We start from the raw sequence: 17178 nt of genomic DNA on the forward strand, positions 1-17178 counted from the left end.
GAGGCACCTTTGTAGATGCTTCCTTTTTTTATTTCTTTAATCTTGGAGTTGCAAGAGTTCTTCAATCTCTGCCAATGTGCTGGCCTGTGAAATGGCACCGCGAAGTTTAGCTGCACCAGATGTTCCACGAAGGTAGTGAGGAGCGAGTCCGCGGAATTCACGAACGGCTACGTTTTCTCCTTTGAGGTTAATCAAGCGTTTGAGATGTTCATAAGCAATCTTCATCTTATCTTCAAAGGTCAAGTCTGGCAGGATTTCGCCTGTTTCAAAATAGTGATTGATTTGGTTGAAGAGGTAGGGATTTCCCATAGCTGCACGGCCAATCATGACAGCGTCAGCACCAACCTCTTCGATACGTTGTTTGGCTTCTTGCACGCTGCGGATATCACCGTTAGCGATGAAAGGAATCTTGGTCAGGGCTTGGGCTACGTCGTGCAAGGTCTCGAGGTCTGCGTGACCTGTATACATTTGCTCACGGGTGCGACCGTGCATGGCTAAAGCTGAAACACCAGCCGCTTCGGCTGCCAGAGCATTTTCTACAGCCAGTGAGCTGTCGGACCAACCTGTCCGCATCTTGACTGTCAGAGGGATATCCAAAACGGACTGAACCTTGTTGATAATTTTATAGATTTTCTCAGGATCCTTGAGCCACATAGCGCCAGCTTCGTTTTTGACGATTTTGTTAACAGGGCAGCCCATGTTGATATCGACGATATCTGTCTTGGTATTTTCTTGGATAAATTCCGCTGCGCGGGCCAGGCTGTCTTCGTCACTACCGAAAAGCTGGATAGAAACGGGATTTTCGCCTTCATCGATGTGAAGCATGTGAAGGGTTTTTTCGTTGTTGTACTGGATGCCCTTGTCAGAGACCATTTCCATCACGACCAGGCCTGCTCCTAGCTCTTTGGCAATGGTTCGGAAAGCAGAGTTGGTTACGCCAGCCATAGGCGCCAGAACCGTACGGTTGGGAATTTCGACATTTCCAATCATAAAAGGGGTATTAAGATTTGTCACGAATCAGTTCCTCCAAGTCATTTTGGTCAAAGTGGTAGGCTGTCTGGCAGAATTGACAGATGATTTCAGCCCCGTGGTCTTGGTCACGCATCTCTTCTAAGTCAGCCTTTGGCAGGGTAGCCAAGGCATTCATGAAGCGCTCTTTGCTGCAGTCGCACTGGAAGCGAATTTCTTCTTCAGACAGGCGTTTGTAGGGCTCATCTCCATAGATGGCAGCCAGCAGAGCTTCAATGTGATCATCGGATTCTAACAGCTTAGAGATAGCAGGCATTTCTTGGATCCGCTTCTCGAAGCGAGTAATATCAGCTTCTTTGGCACCAGGCAGAACTTGTACCAAGAAACCACCAGCAACCTTAACTTTATCATGCTCATCCAAGAGAACATTGAGGCCAACGGCAGAAGGAGTCTGCTGGCTTTCAGTCAGATAGAAGGCCAGGTCTTCGCCGATTTCACCAGAAATGAGTGGTGTCATAGAATTGTAGGGATTGCCAGTACCGTAGTCCGTGATAACCAAAAATTGACCAGAGCCGACAAAGGGACCAACCAGAACTTCGCCAGTAGCTGTCTTTTTAATATCGACACCGGGATTTTGCACATAGCCCTTGACATTGCCCTCGGTATCTGCCACGGTGATGATGGCGCCTAGCGAGCTGGTCCCGAGAACCTTGACGGTGATCTTGGTCTGGCCCTTTTCATTAGCCGCCAAAATCTGGCTGGCAATCAGTGTGCGACCAAGTGCAACGGTAGAGCTTGCTTGAGTTTGATGTTTTTCTTGAGCGGTCCGAACCGTCTCTGTGCTATCCAGCACATAAGCACGGAAAGAACCATTTTCTGAGATAGTTTTAATAATTTTGTCCATACCTTTTATTTTAACATAAAAATAAAAACAAACGTAGCCTTTGTGCTTGTTTTGTCAAAGATTTCTTCTTTACATTGTTCTAGAATCAAGTTAAACAAAAGGAGAAGATTGATCAATCAGGATTCAAAGGCATCCTTTTACGATCTAGCAGTAGCGGATGCGTTTGATTTGACAAATGTAACAAATTTGGTTACAATTGAATCATAAATTACGAATGGAATCAAAAAGGAGAGCATATGATTGAAATTACCTATCTAGATGCAGCTAAGTCAGAACGGAAGATAACTTTCGAGTCTTATGAGGAGTTTGAACTATCACAGCAAGCCTGCCTGATCGGGGTGGCGGATTATCATCCAGTTAAAAAGTTAGTTTATAATGGTCATGATTTGGACTACCATGGGACTTATGGAGATGTTTACTTTTTCCTGATGAAACAGGATTTGAGCCAATATAAGTAAAAAGGAGAACTACAATGGCAAAAGCAATTACAGATGCAACATTTGAACAGGAAACAAAAGACGGTTTGGTCTTGGTAGATTTCTGGGCAACTTGGTGTGGCCCATGTCGTATGCAAGGTCCAATCTTGGATAAATTGTCTGAAGAGCTTTCAGAAGATGTCTTGAAAATCGTCAAAATGGATGTTGATGAAAATCCAAACACAGCTCGTGCCTTTGGAATCATGTCTATCCCAACCCTTCTCTTCAAAAAAGACGGTCAAGTGGTCAAGCAAGTCGCTGGTGTTCACACAGCAGAACAAATCAAGGCCATCGTTGCTGAATTGAGCTAAAAGTAAAGCACTCCCATTCGAAACGGGGAGTGTTTTTGCATAGAAAAAGCCCTGTTCCTCAAATTGAGGACAGGACTCTTTTTCGTTTCTTATTCTTCTGTGCCAAGGCAGTTTTTAGCAACAAGAGCTGCAAGAACACCACCAACGATTGGAGCAAGGATGAAAATCCAAACTTGTTGAAGGGCCGCGCCACCTACCAATACAGCAGGCGCTAAGCTACGAGCTGGATTCACTGAAAGTCCAGTGATGTTCAATCCCACAAGGATCATAGCTGTCAAGGACAAACCAATCACCAAACCAGCAATCGCACCATTTCCCTTGCTTTCTGAAGTCACGGTCATGATCACCAAAACAAACAAGAAAGTTGCGATGACTTCAAACAGGAAACCACCAAAGACAGTTACACCACTTGCCAAGGCATTTTCACCAAGACTAGCAGTTGACATGCCTGAGTTTGCCAAGAGGAAGAAGACTGCACCTGATGCAAGGAAAGCTCCAACCACTTGTCCAAGGATGTAGTTGACAAGGTCTTTCGATGACAAGCGTTTGTTTACAAACATAGCGATTGAAACAGCTGGGTTCAAGTGAGCACCTGAAACAGTTCCGATTGAGAAAGCTGCTACCACGATTGCCAAACCAAATGCCAAAGCAATTCCAAGGTGTCCAAGACCTTTAACACCATTTCCAAAAACAACAGCTCCTGTTCCGATGAACACAAGCATGAAAGTACCGATTAATTCAGCGACAAATTTTTTCATTTTCTATCTCCTTTTTAAAAAATCTATGTATTAGTCTATCAAAACAGACAGGTGGATTCAAGAAAAGTGCTCTGAACACACATTTTGGTTGGAATATACTTGGTTATTATAGGTGATAATAGAGGAAATAGCCTGACTCTCAGTTTTTTTGTTGGAAAATATAGTTTTTAGGTTATAATAGGAAGAAGGTAAATTACAAGGTATAGAAAGGGCGCTGTTTATGCTTGAGTCATTATCGCAGTTTGGCTTTATTTTGATGGTTTTTACTCCGTTTATTGCGGTGCCGATTTTCTGTTTCTTTGTGGGCTGGATGATTCCTAGGTCGCAGATAACAGAAAAAAGTATCATGCTCGTACTCAGTTTAGTCCTTTTTAGTTTAGTTTTGATTTCTTACTATGCTCCTCAACTGCTGGGAATGTTTTTTTGGGGGCTTATCTGGTTCTTTATTGGCCTCCTACGTGCTAAAAATTATAGCAAGTCACAGTTCTGGATAAGGTGGCTTATATTTAGCGTCTGTTTTACAATCTATATTTTGGTTTATCTATATTTCTTTAAACTTTTTTAAAAATTTGGCTTCAAATTTCATTTTAGGGACAGATTTATTGAATTATGTAAAAACAGACTGAGACAAAAATGTCTCAGTCTGTTTTTTTACTCCCCCAACTCCTCGCTGTAAGCAATAATCTGATCAACTGTGTCTGACAAGAACTGAATGGTGTCGCGGAGTGGTTTATCCGTCGAAATATCTGCTCCGATAATCATAGCTGACTCAAGCGGCGTTTTGCTGCCGCCAGATTTGAGCAGCTCCAGCCAGTCACGGGCACCATTTTCGTCATTTTTCAAATGTAGGTAGCCGGCGGTAGAGATGACCAAGCCTGCGGAGTAAGTGTAGCTGTACAGTCCCATGTAGTAGTGGGCTTGGCGCATCCAAGTCAGGGCAGCATCATCGTCAATCTCAACGGCATCGCCCCAGAAGTCCGTCAAGACATCTTTCATGATAGCGTTGAGTTTGCTTGCGCCGAAGGTTCCGCCTTCTTCAATCAAAGTATAGACCTTGCGTTGGAAGGCAGCTTCCAGCAAGTGAGTAATGAAGTTGTGGAAGTAAGTATCCGTCAGACGGTGAGCCAGGGCAAAGCGTTTCTGGCGTGGGTTATCAAACTGGCGTTCCAGATAGTCACTGAGCAGGAGCTCGTTAAAGGTAGACGGTGCTTCCACATAGTAGGTGGACATGTGGGCGTTGAAGTAGCTTTGGTGATTGTCAGAGAAGATAAACTGACCAGAGTGGCCAATCTCGTGAATCAGAGTATAGACATCACTCATACGTCCAGTCCAGCTCATGAGGACATAAGGGTGAACCCGATAAGGATCCGCAGCATAGCCGCCAGAATCCTTTCCAGCATTGGCCGCAAAGTCGACCCAGCGTTCTTCCTTATAGCGGGCAACTTCTTGACAATACTCTTGTCCAAGTGGCTCGACTGACTTCATGACGAGGTCATAGGCATCGTCAATGCTGACTTCAGGATTGAGCTCGCTGTCCAAGTCCAGCTTCCAGTCGGCAAAGGTCATTTTTTCAAGTCCGTTGACCTTAGCTACATGCTTGAGGTATTTCTGAGCTACTGGAGCAAATTCGCTCATAATCAAGTCAATCTGCCGGTCAAACATAGAGCGATCAACTTCTTGCTCAGCTAGTAAGTAGTCAAAGACAGAGTCATAGCCCTTCATGTCAGCCAGTAATTTTTCAGACTTGACTTGAGCCAGATAGGCAGCTGCAGCAGCGTTTTGATGCTGACGAAGTCCTTCTGAGAAAGAGCGGAAAGCTTTTTCGCGGATTTCTGCATTTTCATGGTTTTGATAGAAATTCTCATAGGTGACAAAGCTGTTTTTGTAAACTTTGCCATCTACTTCAAAGTCAGCCATGGCAAAGTCGCCGGCCCGCATCTTGGTGTAAATATCCTGTGGACTGTAGAAGACTTCGCCTAGATTGGTCAAGGCTTTTTCGACATCTGCTCCCAGATAGTGGGCTTTTTTGATTTTAGCCTGGCGGATAGCTGAAGTCAAATGGGGTTCTTGGTCTAGTTTCTCCAAGACAGCTTCATCTGCACCGACCAGGGCGTCGTCAAAGAAGCTGAGTGCGACATTGGCCTCAGTCTCAAACTCCATAGCTGCTTGGGCAATCTGCGCAAAGCTCTCGTCACCAAAGTCAGTGGTCTGTGGCATAAAACCGTAGTTGCCGATGTGGCTGATTTGGATATAAATCTGCTCTAACTCAGCAAATGCCCGCTCAAAATCTTCGAAAGTGCTAAGCTTGCCTTGGTAATCCCGGACGAATTTCTGGATGTCCTCTCTGGCCTTTTCGATGGCCCGCAGGAAGTCCTCTTGGTCTTGGTAAAGGGCCGTTAGGTCCCAGAGTTCATTTTCTGGAAATTCAGAACGATGTTTTTGTTCCATAGTTTACTCCTTTTGATTAAATAACTATATTCAGTATAGCAAAAATTCCTTCAGAATGCCTTGTTTTTAGGAAAGAATCAGGAAAATCCGCTTTTAGCTGTCTGCTTATAAAAAAGAAAAATATATTTTCGACACTTTTATAGAAAAAAAGCCATTTCCATCCTTTTTCTTTTGGCTGAAATTGTGGTAAAATAGGGTCTGTACGTGCTTGATACAAAGATGAGGATATAATAAGCTACTAAGACTATGATATTAAAGTCACAGTGCTAACTGAACACGCCCTAGGCTTTTTGTAAAAAAAGATAAATCTATCTAGGAGCAGTCGCTCCGTCGTTCGCTTTCCTATGTTTACATTGCTTTTGACGGTCTTAATATCTTGATCTTTGTAGCCAAGGCGTATGAAAAAATTTGAGCATGTGCTCGGCAAGGAGTCTTTATGACAAAACAAGTTTTTAAAACCGTTTTTGCAGGTCGTGAGCTGGTAGTTGAAACCGGTCAGGTTGCAAAGCAGGCAAATGGCAGCGCCGTTGTTCGATATGGAGAAAGCACTGTTTTAACTGCGGCGACCATGTCCCAAAAGATGGCTACTGGTGACTTTTTCCCATTGCAGGTCAATTATGAGGAAAAAATGTATGCAGCTGGGAAATATCCTGGTGGCTTTAACAAACGTGAAGGCCGTCCATCAACAGATGCGACTTTGACTGCCCGCTTGATTGACCGTCCGATTCGTCCTATGTTTGCGGAAGGCTTCCGCAATGAAGTTCAGGTTATCAATACTGTTCTTTCTTATGACGAAGATGCTTCGCCTCAAATGGCTGCTATGTTTGGTAGCTCTCTGGCTCTTTCTATCTCAGATATTCCTTTTAATGGCCCTATCGCAGGAGTTCAGGTCGGCTATGTAGATGGTGAATTCATCATCAATCCTAGCAAGGAACAAAAAGAAGTTTCGCTTTTGGAACTGACCGTGGCTGGTACCAAAGAGGCTATCAACATGGTAGAGTCTGGAGCCAAGGAACTGTCTGAAGATGTCATGCTGGAAGCTCTTCTCAAAGGGCACGAAGCGGTCAAAGAATTAATTGCCTTCCAGGAAGAAATTGTCGCAGCAGTCGGCAAGGAAAAAGCAGAAGTAGAATTACTGCATGTAGATGCGGAATTGCAGGCTGAAATCATTGCAGCCTACAATAGCGACCTCCAAAAAGCGGTTCAAGTAGAAGAAAAATTGGCTCGCGAAGCTGCAACTCAGGCTGTCAAAGACCAAGTCACAGCAGTCTACGAAGAAAAATATGCAGACCACGAAGAATTCGACCGTATCATGCGTGATGTGGCTGAAATCTTGGAACAAATGGAGCATGCAGAAGTGCGTCGTTTGATTACAGAAGATAAGGTCCGTCCTGATGGCCGTAAGGTCGATGAAATCCGTCCGCTAGATGCGGAAGTGGATTACCTGCCGCGCGTGCATGGATCTGGTCTCTTTACTCGCGGGCAAACCCAAGCCTTGTCTGTTCTGACTCTGGCACCAATGGGCGAAACGCAAATCGTGGACGGTTTGGATCCAGAATACAAGAAACGCTTCATGCACCACTATAATTTCCCGCAATACTCTGTCGGTGAGACAGGCCGTTATGGGGCTCCTGGCCGTCGTGAAATTGGACACGGTGCTCTTGGGGAACGTGCCTTGGAGCAAGTTTTACCTAGCTTGGAAGAGTTTCCTTACGCTATCCGCCTGGTGGCAGAAGTCTTGGAGTCAAACGGTTCTTCCTCCCAAGCCTCTATCTGTGCGGGTACTTTGGCTCTGATGGCCGGTGGTGTACCAATCAAGGCGCCGGTTGCTGGTATTGCTATGGGCTTGATTTCAGATGGCAGCAACTACACAGTTCTGACGGATATTCAAGGTTTGGAAGACCACTTTGGCGATATGGACTTTAAGGTAGCTGGTACTCGCGAAGGGATTACAGCCCTGCAGATGGATATCAAGATTGAAGGAATTACAGCGGAAATCCTGACAGAAGCTCTGGCTCAGGCTAAGAGAGCCCGCTTTGAAATTTTGGACTTGATTGAAGCGACTATTCCGGCTCCACGTCCTGAGTTGGCTCCAACTGCTCCGAAAATTGATACCATCAAGATTGATGTGGACAAGATTAAAATTGTCATCGGTAAAGGCGGAGAAACCATTGACAAGATTATCGCTGAGACTGGTGTTAAAATTGACATTGATGAAGAGGGCAATGTATCTATCTACTCTAGTGACCAAGCGGCCATTAACCGTGCCAAGGAAATCATTGCTGGTTTGGTTCGTGAAGCTAAAGTGGATGAAGTTTATCATGCCAAGGTTGTTCGGATCGAGAAATTCGGTGCCTTTGTCAATCTCTTTGACAAGACCGATGCCCTCGTTCACATTTCTGAAATGGCTTGGACTCGAACCAACAATGTCGAAGACTTGGTACAAATTGGTGATTTTGTCGATGTTAAGGTCATTAAAATTGATGAAAAAGGCCGTGTAGATGCGTCTATGAAAGCTCTCTTGCCACGTCCGCCTAAGCCAGACAAGCCAAAGAGAGATCACGATAAACATCAGGAAAAAGGGCATTTTCATAAGAAACATGAAGAGGCCCCTAGAACTAAATCGGAAGAATAATGAAAAAGGGAGTGATCAGGCTCGATTACCTTACAAATTTCTTTGTGTAGGGCCTGCTCCCTTATTTTACCTAATGAAAGGAGAAGAAGATGGGCTGGTGGAAAGAAGCCATTGAGATTGTAAAAGAAAATGATCCAGCTGCTCGTACTTCGCTGGAGGTCATCCTGACTTATCCAGGTGTCAAGGCCTTGGCAGCCCACCGTCTTTCTCATTTCCTCTGGAAGAGAGGCTTTAAGCTACTGGCACGCATGCACAGCCAATTTTGGCGTTTTTGGACTCAGATTGAGATTCATCCAGGTGCTCAGATTGAGTCTGGGGTCTTCATTGACCATGGTGGCGGGCTGGTTATCGGTGAAACGGCAATCGTTGAAAAGGGAGTGCTCTTGTATCATGGGGTGACCCTAGGAGGGACTGGTAAGGATACTGGGAAACGCCACCCAACTGTCCGTCGAGGAGCGCTCATCTCTGCTCATGCTCAAGTTATTGGGCCAGTGGAAATTGGCGAAAATGCTAAAGTTGGAGCGGGGGCAGTTGTCGTGGCGGATGTGCCTAGTGATGTGACCGTAGTTGGAATTCCGGCTAAGATCGTGCGTGTTCATGGTCGGAAAGATGAGCCAACCATCCACGAGGTAGAGGAGAAACGGGAATACTATCTAGACAAGCTGGAGCATGCCCGCGAAGCCAGCCACCATTCGTCGGAGCTCTAAGAAAGACTTGTTTTGAACAGTAACAAGACATCTTACGGAGGTCTTGTCAAGGAGTGTTTTAGCAAACTGTAACCCAATAGGCCCACTATAAGTGAAGCTGAAAATATGAGACCAAGCTGCGCCGTATAGAAAAGATGAAGGTGGATTTGCTGAAGGCTTAAAGAAAGAGGAGCTATGCTATTAGAAGAATTTGAAGATGTAGCTGGAGTTATTGAACCGACAGATAGGCAGATGATGGACAAGGGTGAGATTTGTGAAACTATCATCCTGTCCTTTAACGGAGAAATTCTACAACGTTTGATTGAGTCAGAAGATGCCTATCAAGGAGGCTATTTAAAAAATCTTAACGGACAATTTCCATGGTATGTATATAAATGTGATGGAAATCAAGTTGCGGTTATGACGGCACTTATTGGAGCTCCATCAGTGATTGGCCAACTGGAGGAATTAGCGGCTAGAGGCTTCAAGAATTTCATCATTCTAGGTTCCTGTGGTGTTTTGGACCGCTCAATTGAGGCGGACAAGATTATCCTGCCTGCAGCTGCATTGCGAGATGAAGGGACTAGCTATCACTATGCCCCACCGGGTGACGAAATCTCCTATGATGAATCCTTGTTGATTAAGCTGGAATTCATCTTTGACAAGCACGATATTGAGCATATCCGCACCAAGTCTTGGACGACTGATGCCTTTTATCGGGAAACGCCTGAGAAAGTCAAGCGTCGCTTGGCTGCTGGTGCCAAAGTGGTCGACATGGAAGCTTCGGCTATCATGGCTTGGAGTCAATTTCGCAAGACCAAGGTCTATCAGTTCTTCTACACAGCTGACTATGTGGATCATCATAACCGAATCTGGGATGCCCGCCATGAAGAGCGGACAGCTGATGCCATGACTTTTTTCACTATCGCTTTGACAATAGCAAAGGAACTAGAAAGGTAACTACAAGAATGGCAGTATATTTTTACGGCTGTATCACCATGGATGGCTACTTGGCAGACAGCCAGCACAGGATAGACTGGCTGCATCAGCTTAGTTCTGTAGAGGATACAGGCTATGATGACTTTTACAGGCAAATGGATATCACCATCATGGGCAAGCGGACCTTTGAGGAAATCCAAGATTTGCAAGATGTAGAAAGTTTTTATCAAGCTACGGAAAACTATGTCTTTACGCATGATAGGCACCTGCCTGTCAGCAATTACCAGCCAGTAGCTGGGGATGTGGTGGACTTTGTTCGCCAGATTGACAAAGGCAAAAATGTCTTTGTGATTGGTGGTAATTCCTTGGTAGGACCGCTCTTGGATGCGGATCTTTTCAACCACCTCATTATTCAGATAGCGCCCCTTATCCTAGGAAAGGGGGTTCCCCTCTTTACCCAAGAGGAAGGGCAGCGCTTTTACCAACTGGATAGCCTCAGACAATTTGGCCCTTTTGCAGAGCTGGTTTTCAGCCGAAAAAGTCAGAAATAGAGAAGGGAGTGGACCGCATGATTAAAATTTACGACACCATGACCCGCAGCCTACGTGAATTTGTGCCCATTGAAGAGTGCAAGGTTCGCATGTATGTCTGCGGTCCGACGGTTTATAACTATATCCATGTCGGCAATGCCCGCTCAACAGTAGCTTTTGACACAGTTCGTCGCTATTTTGAGTATCGGGGATTTGAGGTCAATTATATTTCCAATTTTACAGATGTAGATGATAAGATTATCCATCGCGCCAAGGAAGAAGGCATCACGCCTCAGGAGGTTGCGGACAAGTACATCGCTGCCTTTCGTGAGGATGTGACGGCCTTGGGCGTGAAACCTGCAACTCGCCATCCGCGTGTAGTAGAGTTTATGGCTGACATCATTCGTTTTGTGGAAGACTTGATTGAGAAAGGCTTTGCCTATGAGAGTCAAGGGGATGTTTACTTCCGCGTGGAAAAATCCCACAACTATGCCAAGTTGGCCAATAAAACCTTGGAAGATTTGGAGCTGGGTGCTTCAGGTCGTACCGATGAAGAAACGGCTCGCAAGGAAAATCCTGTAGACTTTGCCCTTTGGAAAGCTGCTAAACCAGGTGAGATTTCTTGGGATAGTCCTTGGGGACCTGGTCGTCCGGGTTGGCATATCGAGTGTTCGGTCATGTCGACAGAGATTTTGGGCGATACCATTGATATCCACGGTGGTGGTGCCGACCTTGAGTTTCCTCACCATACCAATGAAATCGCCCAATCAGAGGCCAAGACTGGCCAGACTTTTGCCAACTACTGGATGCACAATGGCTTTGTCAACATCGACGACGTCAAGATGTCCAAATCTCTAGGCAATTTTATCACTGTCCACGATGCCCTCAAGACCATTGATGGTCAGGTGCTGCGTTTCTTCTTTGCTACCCAGCATTACCGCAAGCCCATTAATTTCACAGAAAAGGCTGTTCATGATGCAGCGACCAATCTCAAGTATTTGAAGAATACCTATGAGCAGCCTTTCACTGGTCAGGCTGACTCTGCTCAGCTTCGGGTCTTTCTGGACAAGTTCACCGCTGCTATGGACGAAGATTTCAATGCTGCTAACGGTATCACGGTTGTCTTCGAGCTAGCCAAGTGGATCAACTCTGGCAATTACACCGCTGAAGTTAAGGAAGCCTTTGCCAAGCTCTTAGAAGTTTTTGGTATCGTCTTTGTAGAAGAAGTCCTGGATGCGGACATTGAGCGCTTGATTGAGGAACGCCAAGCAGCGCGTGCTAATCGAGACTTTGTGACTGCGGACCGTATTCGGGATGAATTGGCTGCTCAGGGCATCAAGCTTTTGGATACTAAGGACGGAGTGAGGTGGACACGTGACTGATGTCAACCTGATTAACGGCATTGCCCTCGCCTTTGAGGGAGATGCTGTCTACTCCATGTATATCCGACGTCACCTAATTTTTCAGGGGCTGACCAAGCCAAATCAGCTGCACAGGGAAGCGACCAAGTACGTTTCTGCCAAGGCTCAGGCTAATCTCATCTCTCTCATGCTGGAAGAAGGGATTCTGACGGAGAAGGAAGAGGATATCTACAAGCGCGGCCGCAATGCCAACAGCCACACCAAGGCTAAGAATACGGACATCGTCACCTACCGGATGTCTACCGGCTTTGAGGCAGTCATGGGCTACCTGCATATGACCGAAGCCATTGAGCGACTGGAAGAGCTGATTGACTGGTGTATTCGGAAAATAGAGGCTTCGTCCTGATTCGCTGCTATCTTATTTATTCTGAGATAGAATTCTTTTACTAACAACCACTAGTATTTAAGAGATTTATATATCAAAGACGAGTTTTACATAAAGCTCGTTTTTTGATGCTCCTATATAAACAAGCATGTTGTCTACAGAAAAACTGGAAAATTTTATAGAAGATTGAGTTTAAAACTTTAAATATATAATTGGATGAAAAGTAGGAGATTGAAATTTATTTTCAGAAAAGTATTGACATGTTTTCTGAAAAGGAGTAGAATGGCTCATGTTTTTAAAGGAGGAACTTATGTTTTCCAAGCTAAAAGGCTTTTTTATTGGACGCCCATTAAAATCTGGAAAAGAGGGCGAAGATGGCCATTTATTGACTAAGATGCAAGCTTTAGCCATGCTCTCCAGTGACGCTTTATCTTCGATTGCTTATGGACCAGAGCAGGTTGTTTTAGTCTTGACTTCTGTTTCTGTTGGTGCCATTTGGTGGTCGCTTCCCATAGGAATTGTCGTATTGATTCTATTAGCGAGTTTAACGATTTCCTATCGTCAGGTCATTCATGCTTATCCTCAAGGAGGAGGAGCTTATATGGTGACGACAGAAAATCTATCTCCAACGGCAGGTTTGATTGCGGGTGGAAGCTTACTGGTAGATTACATGCTGACAGTAGCCGTTTCGGTCGCTTCTGGAGCGGACGCAATTACCTCTGCGATTCCCGTCTTACACCCTTACAATTTACATATTTCCATTTTCTTAGTTCTCTTGTTGATGCTAATGAATCTCCGAGGATTAAAAGAATCGGCCACTTCCTTGATGATTCCTGTCTATCTTTTTATTGTCAGCACCTTATTGTTGATTGGTTTTGGTTTTGTGCAAATCCTGACAGGAAATTTAGACTATCACGCAACTGCGCGGATTGGTAGTTCGATTGCTGGAGTCAGTTTGATCTTGCTACTTCGTGCCTTCACCAGCGGCTCTGCTTCCTTGACAGGAGTGGAAGCTATTTCCAATTCAGTTCCCTTTTTCAAGAAGCCTAAAGCCCATAATGCCGCAGCCACCCTATCGATTATGGCCTTAATCCTAGGAATCATGTTTGCTGGTATTACCTTCTTGAATTATTGGATTGGCATCGTGCCTGTCAAAGGTGTAACGACTCTGGCTCAAATGGCGCAAGCGATTTTGGGAACTTCTGCTTTTGGTCGTATCTTGTTTTATGTTTTCCAATTGTCGACTGCTTTAATCTTAGCAGTGGCAGCCAATACAGGCTTTTCAGCCTTTCCCATGCTTTCCTACAATATGGCTAAGAATAAATACATGCCTCATATGTACATGGAAAAAGGAGATCGGCTCAGCTATTCTAATGGCATTTTCACTTTGGCTTTTGGTGCCATTGCTCTTTTGTTCATCTTTAAGGGAAATACAGAACGCTTGATTCCCCTGTACACCATTGGTGTGTTCGTGCCCTTTGCTCTCTCCCAGACCGGTATGGTTATCCATTGGAAGAAAAAATATGGAAATAATTTCTTGAAGCATTCGATTGCAAATATCCTTGGTGCGATCATTTGTTATGGGATTGTCCTTATCTTGCTCTTGTTCCGTCTTCAAGATATTTGGCCTTTCTTTCCTATTATCATCGTCTTGACTTGGCTGTTCTTATCTATCAAGCAGCATTATAATAGAGTTGCTAAACAGTTGAGATTGCATGACCACATTGAGCGTCAGAACTACACTGGTAATACAGTAATTGTCCTAGTCGGGAATGTCACCCGAGTCAGTGTTGGTGCGATGAGCTATGCTCGCAGCATCGGAGATGAAGTTGTGGCAATGCACGTTTCAACAGCAGAGACTGCTGAAAAAGATGCGGAAGTCGCCGAGGAATTTGCTGACTACTTCCCAGATATTCGCTTTGAGACAGTCACGACTAGCTACCGCAATATCATTAGTCCGACAGTTCAGTATGTGATTAAAGTGGCCAAGCGAGCCAAAAAAGAAGGAAGAACAGTGACAGTCCTAGTACCTCAGTTCATACCTAAAAAGAGATGGCAGAATATTCTGCATAACCAGATGAGTTTAAAATTAAAATACTATCTGAAGTGGTATGAGGATGTCGTGGTTGCAAGTTATTCTTATCACTTAAAAGAATGAGCGAATGCCTTTACTGAATGAGAAAAAGGAGTTGAAGATTTTTCAACTCCTTTATTTATTAAAAATAGCGCAGAGCTAACTTGCTTGTACCTTTTGGTAATTTTGATAAAATTCTACCTTGATCTTAATAAAAGTCTCCAAGTCTCGTAAAAGTTGCAGAAGTGTAGCGCGGGTTTCAAATTCTTGCCGAGTCTTAGGAAGTGGGCGTTCGCGAAAGACAGCCAAGCAGGTTTCGATTTCTTCAACTAGTTCGTGAGCAGGATTTTCTTGACTAAGTTGTTGGGCTGTCTTGGAGAAAAGACGGGCCAAAATCAAGCTCTCACTAGCTGCCAATTGGCAGTTGTTGATGTTACCTGCCATGTCTTCTAAAATGCGATTCTGCGCCTGCCGCATTTCAAAATAGTGAATGTGGTAGTTGGTCTGATGAAAGAGATGGTTGGAATGGTCCAGATAGACTAGTGCTAAGGCTTCTTGAAGGATAGTATCCAGTTCCTTGATTAGAGTTGCATCGTTTCGACCGTCTCCAGCTTTTAAGAAATATTCAAAACGCAGTAGAATTTTCTTCAGTTGCTCTTCAACTTGAATATGATAGTTGTCAATATCTTGCTGGTTTGAAGCCATATATAAATTAGCTAGGAGAGCGAATCCCGTTCCGATGAGGAAGACAGCCATTTCGTTAGCCAAAAGAGACCAAGAAACAGAATGGGCTAGCAGCAGATGGGTAACCAAAACTGTGCTGGGGGTGATGCCTATTTCCCAGCCAAAGAGATAAGCTAAGGGAACGTAGAGCAGGATATAAATCCCTAAGCTCCAAAGGTTAAATCCTAGAAGGATGAAAGATAAGTTCCCGATGGCTAGTGCTAAAATAGTAGAAAAGAGGCGGTTACGGGCTAGTTTGATAGTGCTTCTGCGGGTGTCGGAAACGCTGAGAATAGCAATAATCCCGGCTGATATAGCATTGCTTAGACCTAAAAAAGCAGCTAGAGCCGCAGCAAGACATGTTGCGAGAGCTAGTTTAATGGTACGTTGGAGGAGAGGCATAAGCTTCTTTCTATTTCATAAAGTTTTATCTATTATATCACATGATTAGTCGAAGACTTGTGAGGACAAATATGTCAATGTTTATAAATTACAGGAAGATGCTGTTCTATAGATGCTGAAAAACATAGTAAGAAAGCTGGACTTGAAAAGTCGGATAGCCTAGGTGAAATTTTTTTGACTAGACGGCAAATTTATCGTACAATAGAAAGTAGCGAAAAAATGCCTGGCTAAATGCCTGTGTAATCTTAAGGAGAATAACTTTGGAATTAGAAGTATTTGCAGGACAAGAAAAAAGTGAGCTTTCGATGATTGAGGTAGCACGTGCCATCTTAGAATTGCGCGGGCGTGACCATGAAATGTATTTCGATGAGCTGGTTAATGAAATTCAAAATTATCTGGAAAAATCAAATGGAGAAATCCGAGAAGCACTGCCTCTATTTTATACAGAACTGAATGTAGATGGCAGCTTCATCCCACTTGGTGACAATAAATGGGGTCTTCGTTCTTGGTATGCCATTGACGAAGTCGATGAAGAAATCATCGCTTTGGAAGAAACGGATGAGGAAGACGAGCCTAAGAAACGCAAGAAAAAACGCGTCAATGCCTTTATGGATGGCGACGAAGATGCGATTGATTACAGCGATGATGATCCTGAAGATGAGGACTCTTATGAAGAGGATCCAGCTCTTTCATACGATGAAGACAATCCAGATGATGAAAAGAGTGAGGTTGAAGCCTACGATGCTGAAATCAATGAAATAGCTCCAGATGATCTCGGCGAAGAAGTTGAGTTAAATGAAGAAGACGATGAATATTCTGACGATGATCAGGATGTTGAAGACGAAGAATGATATCCAGAAAACAACTGCTTTTTGAAGCAGTTGTTTTTGCGTTCTAACATGTCCCAAAATATCCCTGAGATGTCGGAATTATTTGCGTTAGGAACCAGTTGGGGCAAAAAATAGACAGGATAGGGATAGGAGGCCTGAGGGAAGAGTTTTTCTTGTAGAATCATATTATCAAAGAAAAAGGAGATAACATGAACTTCAAGGAACGCTATGAGAAAGTGCAGTGGATTGTCCGGCGCTGTGCACGGGATTATTATGTACATTTATGGGAGAGTAGTGACTGGGAACAAGAAGGTATGCTGGTTTATCACCAGCTAGAAGAAAGTCATCCAGATATCAGTCAAGATGAAAGCCGCCTCTATCATTACTTCAAGACAAAATTTCGGAATCATATTCATGACATTCTTCGCAAGCAAGAGAGCCAAAAACGCCGATTTGACCGTCAGTCTTATGAAGAAGTTGGAACCATTAGTCATAGACTGAGTAAGCGCGAACTAGGCTTAGATGATTTAGTCGCTCTTCGAAGTTCGTTAGCAGCCTACACTTCTCAGTTAGATAAAGAACAACTAGAGTTATACCACCGCTTACTAGGCGACGAACGGTTTAAGGGACGTAAGAGACTGTTGCGAGAGTTAGGGGAATATTTAAGAGACTTTAGCAGCACGGTAATATAGTGAATAAGGGAGAGGAGAGTATAGGTAACCTTTCCCCTTTGATGTTGGATTATCA

The 17178-nt window shown here is 44.2% G+C and carries 17 protein-coding genes; 12 read left to right on the plus strand and 5 right to left on the minus strand.

Annotation, left to right across the window (positions count from 1 at the left end):
- Positions 1–36: 36 nt before the first annotated feature.
- Both dusB and hslO read right to left on the minus strand, forming a co-directional pair.
- The gene (gene dusB / locus PAN94_RS08380) at positions 37–1014 is read right to left on the minus strand and encodes a tRNA dihydrouridine synthase DusB (protein ID WP_148887239.1); all 978 of its coding nucleotides are present in this window, start codon (positions 1012–1014) and stop codon (positions 37–39) included.
- Positions 1001–1873, minus strand: a complete 873-nt coding sequence (gene hslO, locus PAN94_RS08385; RefSeq protein WP_285875476.1) for an Hsp33 family molecular chaperone HslO — start codon at positions 1871–1873, stop codon at positions 1001–1003. Before hslO ends, dusB begins: the two co-directional genes overlap by 14 nt.
- A gap of 236 nt (positions 1874–2109) precedes the next feature.
- Here hslO and PAN94_RS08390 point away from each other — a divergent pair, with 236 nt between their 5' ends.
- Both PAN94_RS08390 and trxA read left to right on the plus strand, forming a co-directional pair.
- Positions 2110–2331, plus strand: coding sequence for a DUF4649 family protein (locus tag PAN94_RS08390; RefSeq protein WP_045497807.1), 222 nt, complete (start codon positions 2110–2112; stop codon positions 2329–2331).
- A 14-nt stretch (positions 2332–2345) separates the two neighbouring features.
- A complete protein-coding gene (gene trxA, locus PAN94_RS08395; protein ID WP_001029581.1) occupies positions 2346–2660 on the plus strand; it encodes a thioredoxin in 315 nt (104 codons plus the stop codon).
- 89 nt (positions 2661–2749) lie between these two features.
- Here trxA and PAN94_RS08400 read toward each other — a convergent pair whose 3' ends face one another.
- Positions 2750–3418, minus strand: coding sequence for an MIP/aquaporin family protein (locus tag PAN94_RS08400; protein WP_285875477.1), 669 nt, complete (start codon positions 3416–3418; stop codon positions 2750–2752).
- Between the two features lie 220 nt (positions 3419–3638).
- On the opposite strand from PAN94_RS08400, the gene PAN94_RS08405 reads away from it, so the two are divergent.
- Positions 3639–3983 carry a hypothetical protein gene (locus PAN94_RS08405; RefSeq protein WP_148887237.1) on the plus strand — a complete coding sequence of 115 codons (345 nt, stop codon included), beginning with the start codon at positions 3639–3641 and terminating at the stop codon, positions 3981–3983.
- Positions 3984–4069: 86 nt separating this feature from the next.
- On the opposite strand, the gene pepF is transcribed toward PAN94_RS08405, so the two are convergent.
- Positions 4070–5866 (minus strand): oligoendopeptidase F, encoded by a 1797-nt coding sequence (gene pepF, locus PAN94_RS08410; RefSeq protein WP_285875479.1) that lies wholly within the window; start codon positions 5864–5866, stop codon positions 4070–4072.
- A 436-nt stretch (positions 5867–6302) separates the two neighbouring features.
- Here pepF and pnp point away from each other — a divergent pair, with 436 nt between their 5' ends.
- The 7 genes from pnp to kimA all read left to right on the plus strand — a co-directional run bounded on the left by pnp (position 6303) and on the right by kimA (position 14560).
- Positions 6303–8501 carry a polyribonucleotide nucleotidyltransferase gene (pnp, locus tag PAN94_RS08415; RefSeq protein ID WP_285875480.1) on the plus strand — a complete coding sequence of 733 codons (2199 nt, stop codon included), beginning with the start codon at positions 6303–6305 and terminating at the stop codon, positions 8499–8501.
- An 89-nt stretch (positions 8502–8590) separates the two neighbouring features.
- Complete coding sequence (gene cysE, locus PAN94_RS08420; RefSeq protein WP_285875481.1) at positions 8591–9208, plus strand: serine O-acetyltransferase; 618 nt, start codon at positions 8591–8593, stop codon at positions 9206–9208.
- 174 nt (positions 9209–9382) lie between these two features.
- Positions 9383–10147 (plus strand): nucleoside phosphorylase, encoded by a 765-nt coding sequence (locus PAN94_RS08425; protein ID WP_285875482.1) that lies wholly within the window; start codon positions 9383–9385, stop codon positions 10145–10147.
- Positions 10148–10155: 8 nt separating this feature from the next.
- Positions 10156–10677, plus strand: coding sequence for a dihydrofolate reductase family protein (locus PAN94_RS08430; RefSeq protein ID WP_285875483.1), 522 nt, complete (start codon positions 10156–10158; stop codon positions 10675–10677).
- A 17-nt stretch (positions 10678–10694) separates the two neighbouring features.
- Entirely contained in the window at positions 10695–12038 is a 1344-nt protein-coding gene (gene cysS, locus PAN94_RS08435; RefSeq protein ID WP_285875484.1) for a cysteine--tRNA ligase, read from the plus strand.
- Positions 12031–12423, plus strand: a complete 393-nt coding sequence (locus tag PAN94_RS08440; RefSeq protein ID WP_045497774.1) for a Mini-ribonuclease 3 — start codon at positions 12031–12033, stop codon at positions 12421–12423. The genes cysS and PAN94_RS08440 overlap by 8 nt, the downstream gene beginning before the upstream one ends.
- A 289-nt stretch (positions 12424–12712) precedes the next feature.
- Entirely contained in the window at positions 12713–14560 is a 1848-nt protein-coding gene (kimA, locus tag PAN94_RS08445; RefSeq protein ID WP_285875485.1) for a potassium transporter KimA, read from the plus strand.
- Between the two features lie 75 nt (positions 14561–14635).
- On the opposite strand, the gene PAN94_RS08450 is transcribed toward kimA, so the two are convergent.
- Entirely contained in the window at positions 14636–15601 is a 966-nt protein-coding gene (locus tag PAN94_RS08450; RefSeq protein WP_285875486.1) for an aromatic acid exporter family protein, read from the minus strand.
- A 260-nt stretch (positions 15602–15861) separates the two neighbouring features.
- Here PAN94_RS08450 and rpoE point away from each other — a divergent pair, with 260 nt between their 5' ends.
- On the plus strand, positions 15862–16452 hold the full coding sequence (gene rpoE, locus PAN94_RS08455; RefSeq protein ID WP_187421714.1) for a DNA-directed RNA polymerase subunit delta: 591 nt from the start codon (positions 15862–15864) through the stop codon (positions 16450–16452).
- Between the two features lie 188 nt (positions 16453–16640).
- Complete coding sequence (locus tag PAN94_RS08460) at positions 16641–17123, plus strand: sigma-70 RNA polymerase sigma factor region 4 domain-containing protein (RefSeq protein ID WP_285875487.1); 483 nt, start codon at positions 16641–16643, stop codon at positions 17121–17123.
- Positions 17124–17178 lie beyond the last annotated feature (55 nt).

Source organism: Streptococcus sp. SC1, from assembly GCF_030272855.1.
Classification (GTDB): Bacteria; Bacillota; Bacilli; order Lactobacillales; family Streptococcaceae; genus Streptococcus.

Coding starts and splice junctions, on each gene's coding strand:
- hslO (WP_285875476.1), bottom strand. CDS start 1,873: ATGGACAAAATTATTAAAACTATCTCAGAAAATGGTTCTTTCCGTGCT.
- PAN94_RS08390 (WP_045497807.1), top strand. CDS start 2,110: ATGATTGAAATTACCTATCTAGATGCAGCTAAGTCAGAACGGAAGATA.
- trxA (WP_001029581.1), top strand. CDS start 2,346: ATGGCAAAAGCAATTACAGATGCAACATTTGAACAGGAAACAAAAGAC.
- PAN94_RS08400 (WP_285875477.1), bottom strand. CDS start 3,418: ATGAAAAAATTTGTCGCTGAATTAATCGGTACTTTCATGCTTGTGTTC.
- PAN94_RS08405 (WP_148887237.1), top strand. CDS start 3,639: ATGCTTGAGTCATTATCGCAGTTTGGCTTTATTTTGATGGTTTTTACT.
- pepF (WP_285875479.1), bottom strand. CDS start 5,866: ATGGAACAAAAACATCGTTCTGAATTTCCAGAAAATGAACTCTGGGAC.
- pnp (WP_285875480.1), top strand. CDS start 6,303: ATGACAAAACAAGTTTTTAAAACCGTTTTTGCAGGTCGTGAGCTGGTA.
- cysE (WP_285875481.1), top strand. CDS start 8,591: ATGGGCTGGTGGAAAGAAGCCATTGAGATTGTAAAAGAAAATGATCCA.
- PAN94_RS08425 (WP_285875482.1), top strand. CDS start 9,383: ATGCTATTAGAAGAATTTGAAGATGTAGCTGGAGTTATTGAACCGACA.
- PAN94_RS08430 (WP_285875483.1), top strand. CDS start 10,156: ATGGCAGTATATTTTTACGGCTGTATCACCATGGATGGCTACTTGGCA.
- cysS (WP_285875484.1), top strand. CDS start 10,695: ATGATTAAAATTTACGACACCATGACCCGCAGCCTACGTGAATTTGTG.
- kimA (WP_285875485.1), top strand. CDS start 12,713: ATGTTTTCCAAGCTAAAAGGCTTTTTTATTGGACGCCCATTAAAATCT.
- PAN94_RS08450 (WP_285875486.1), bottom strand. CDS start 15,601: ATGCCTCTCCTCCAACGTACCATTAAACTAGCTCTCGCAACATGTCTT.
- PAN94_RS08460 (WP_285875487.1), top strand. CDS start 16,641: ATGAACTTCAAGGAACGCTATGAGAAAGTGCAGTGGATTGTCCGGCGC.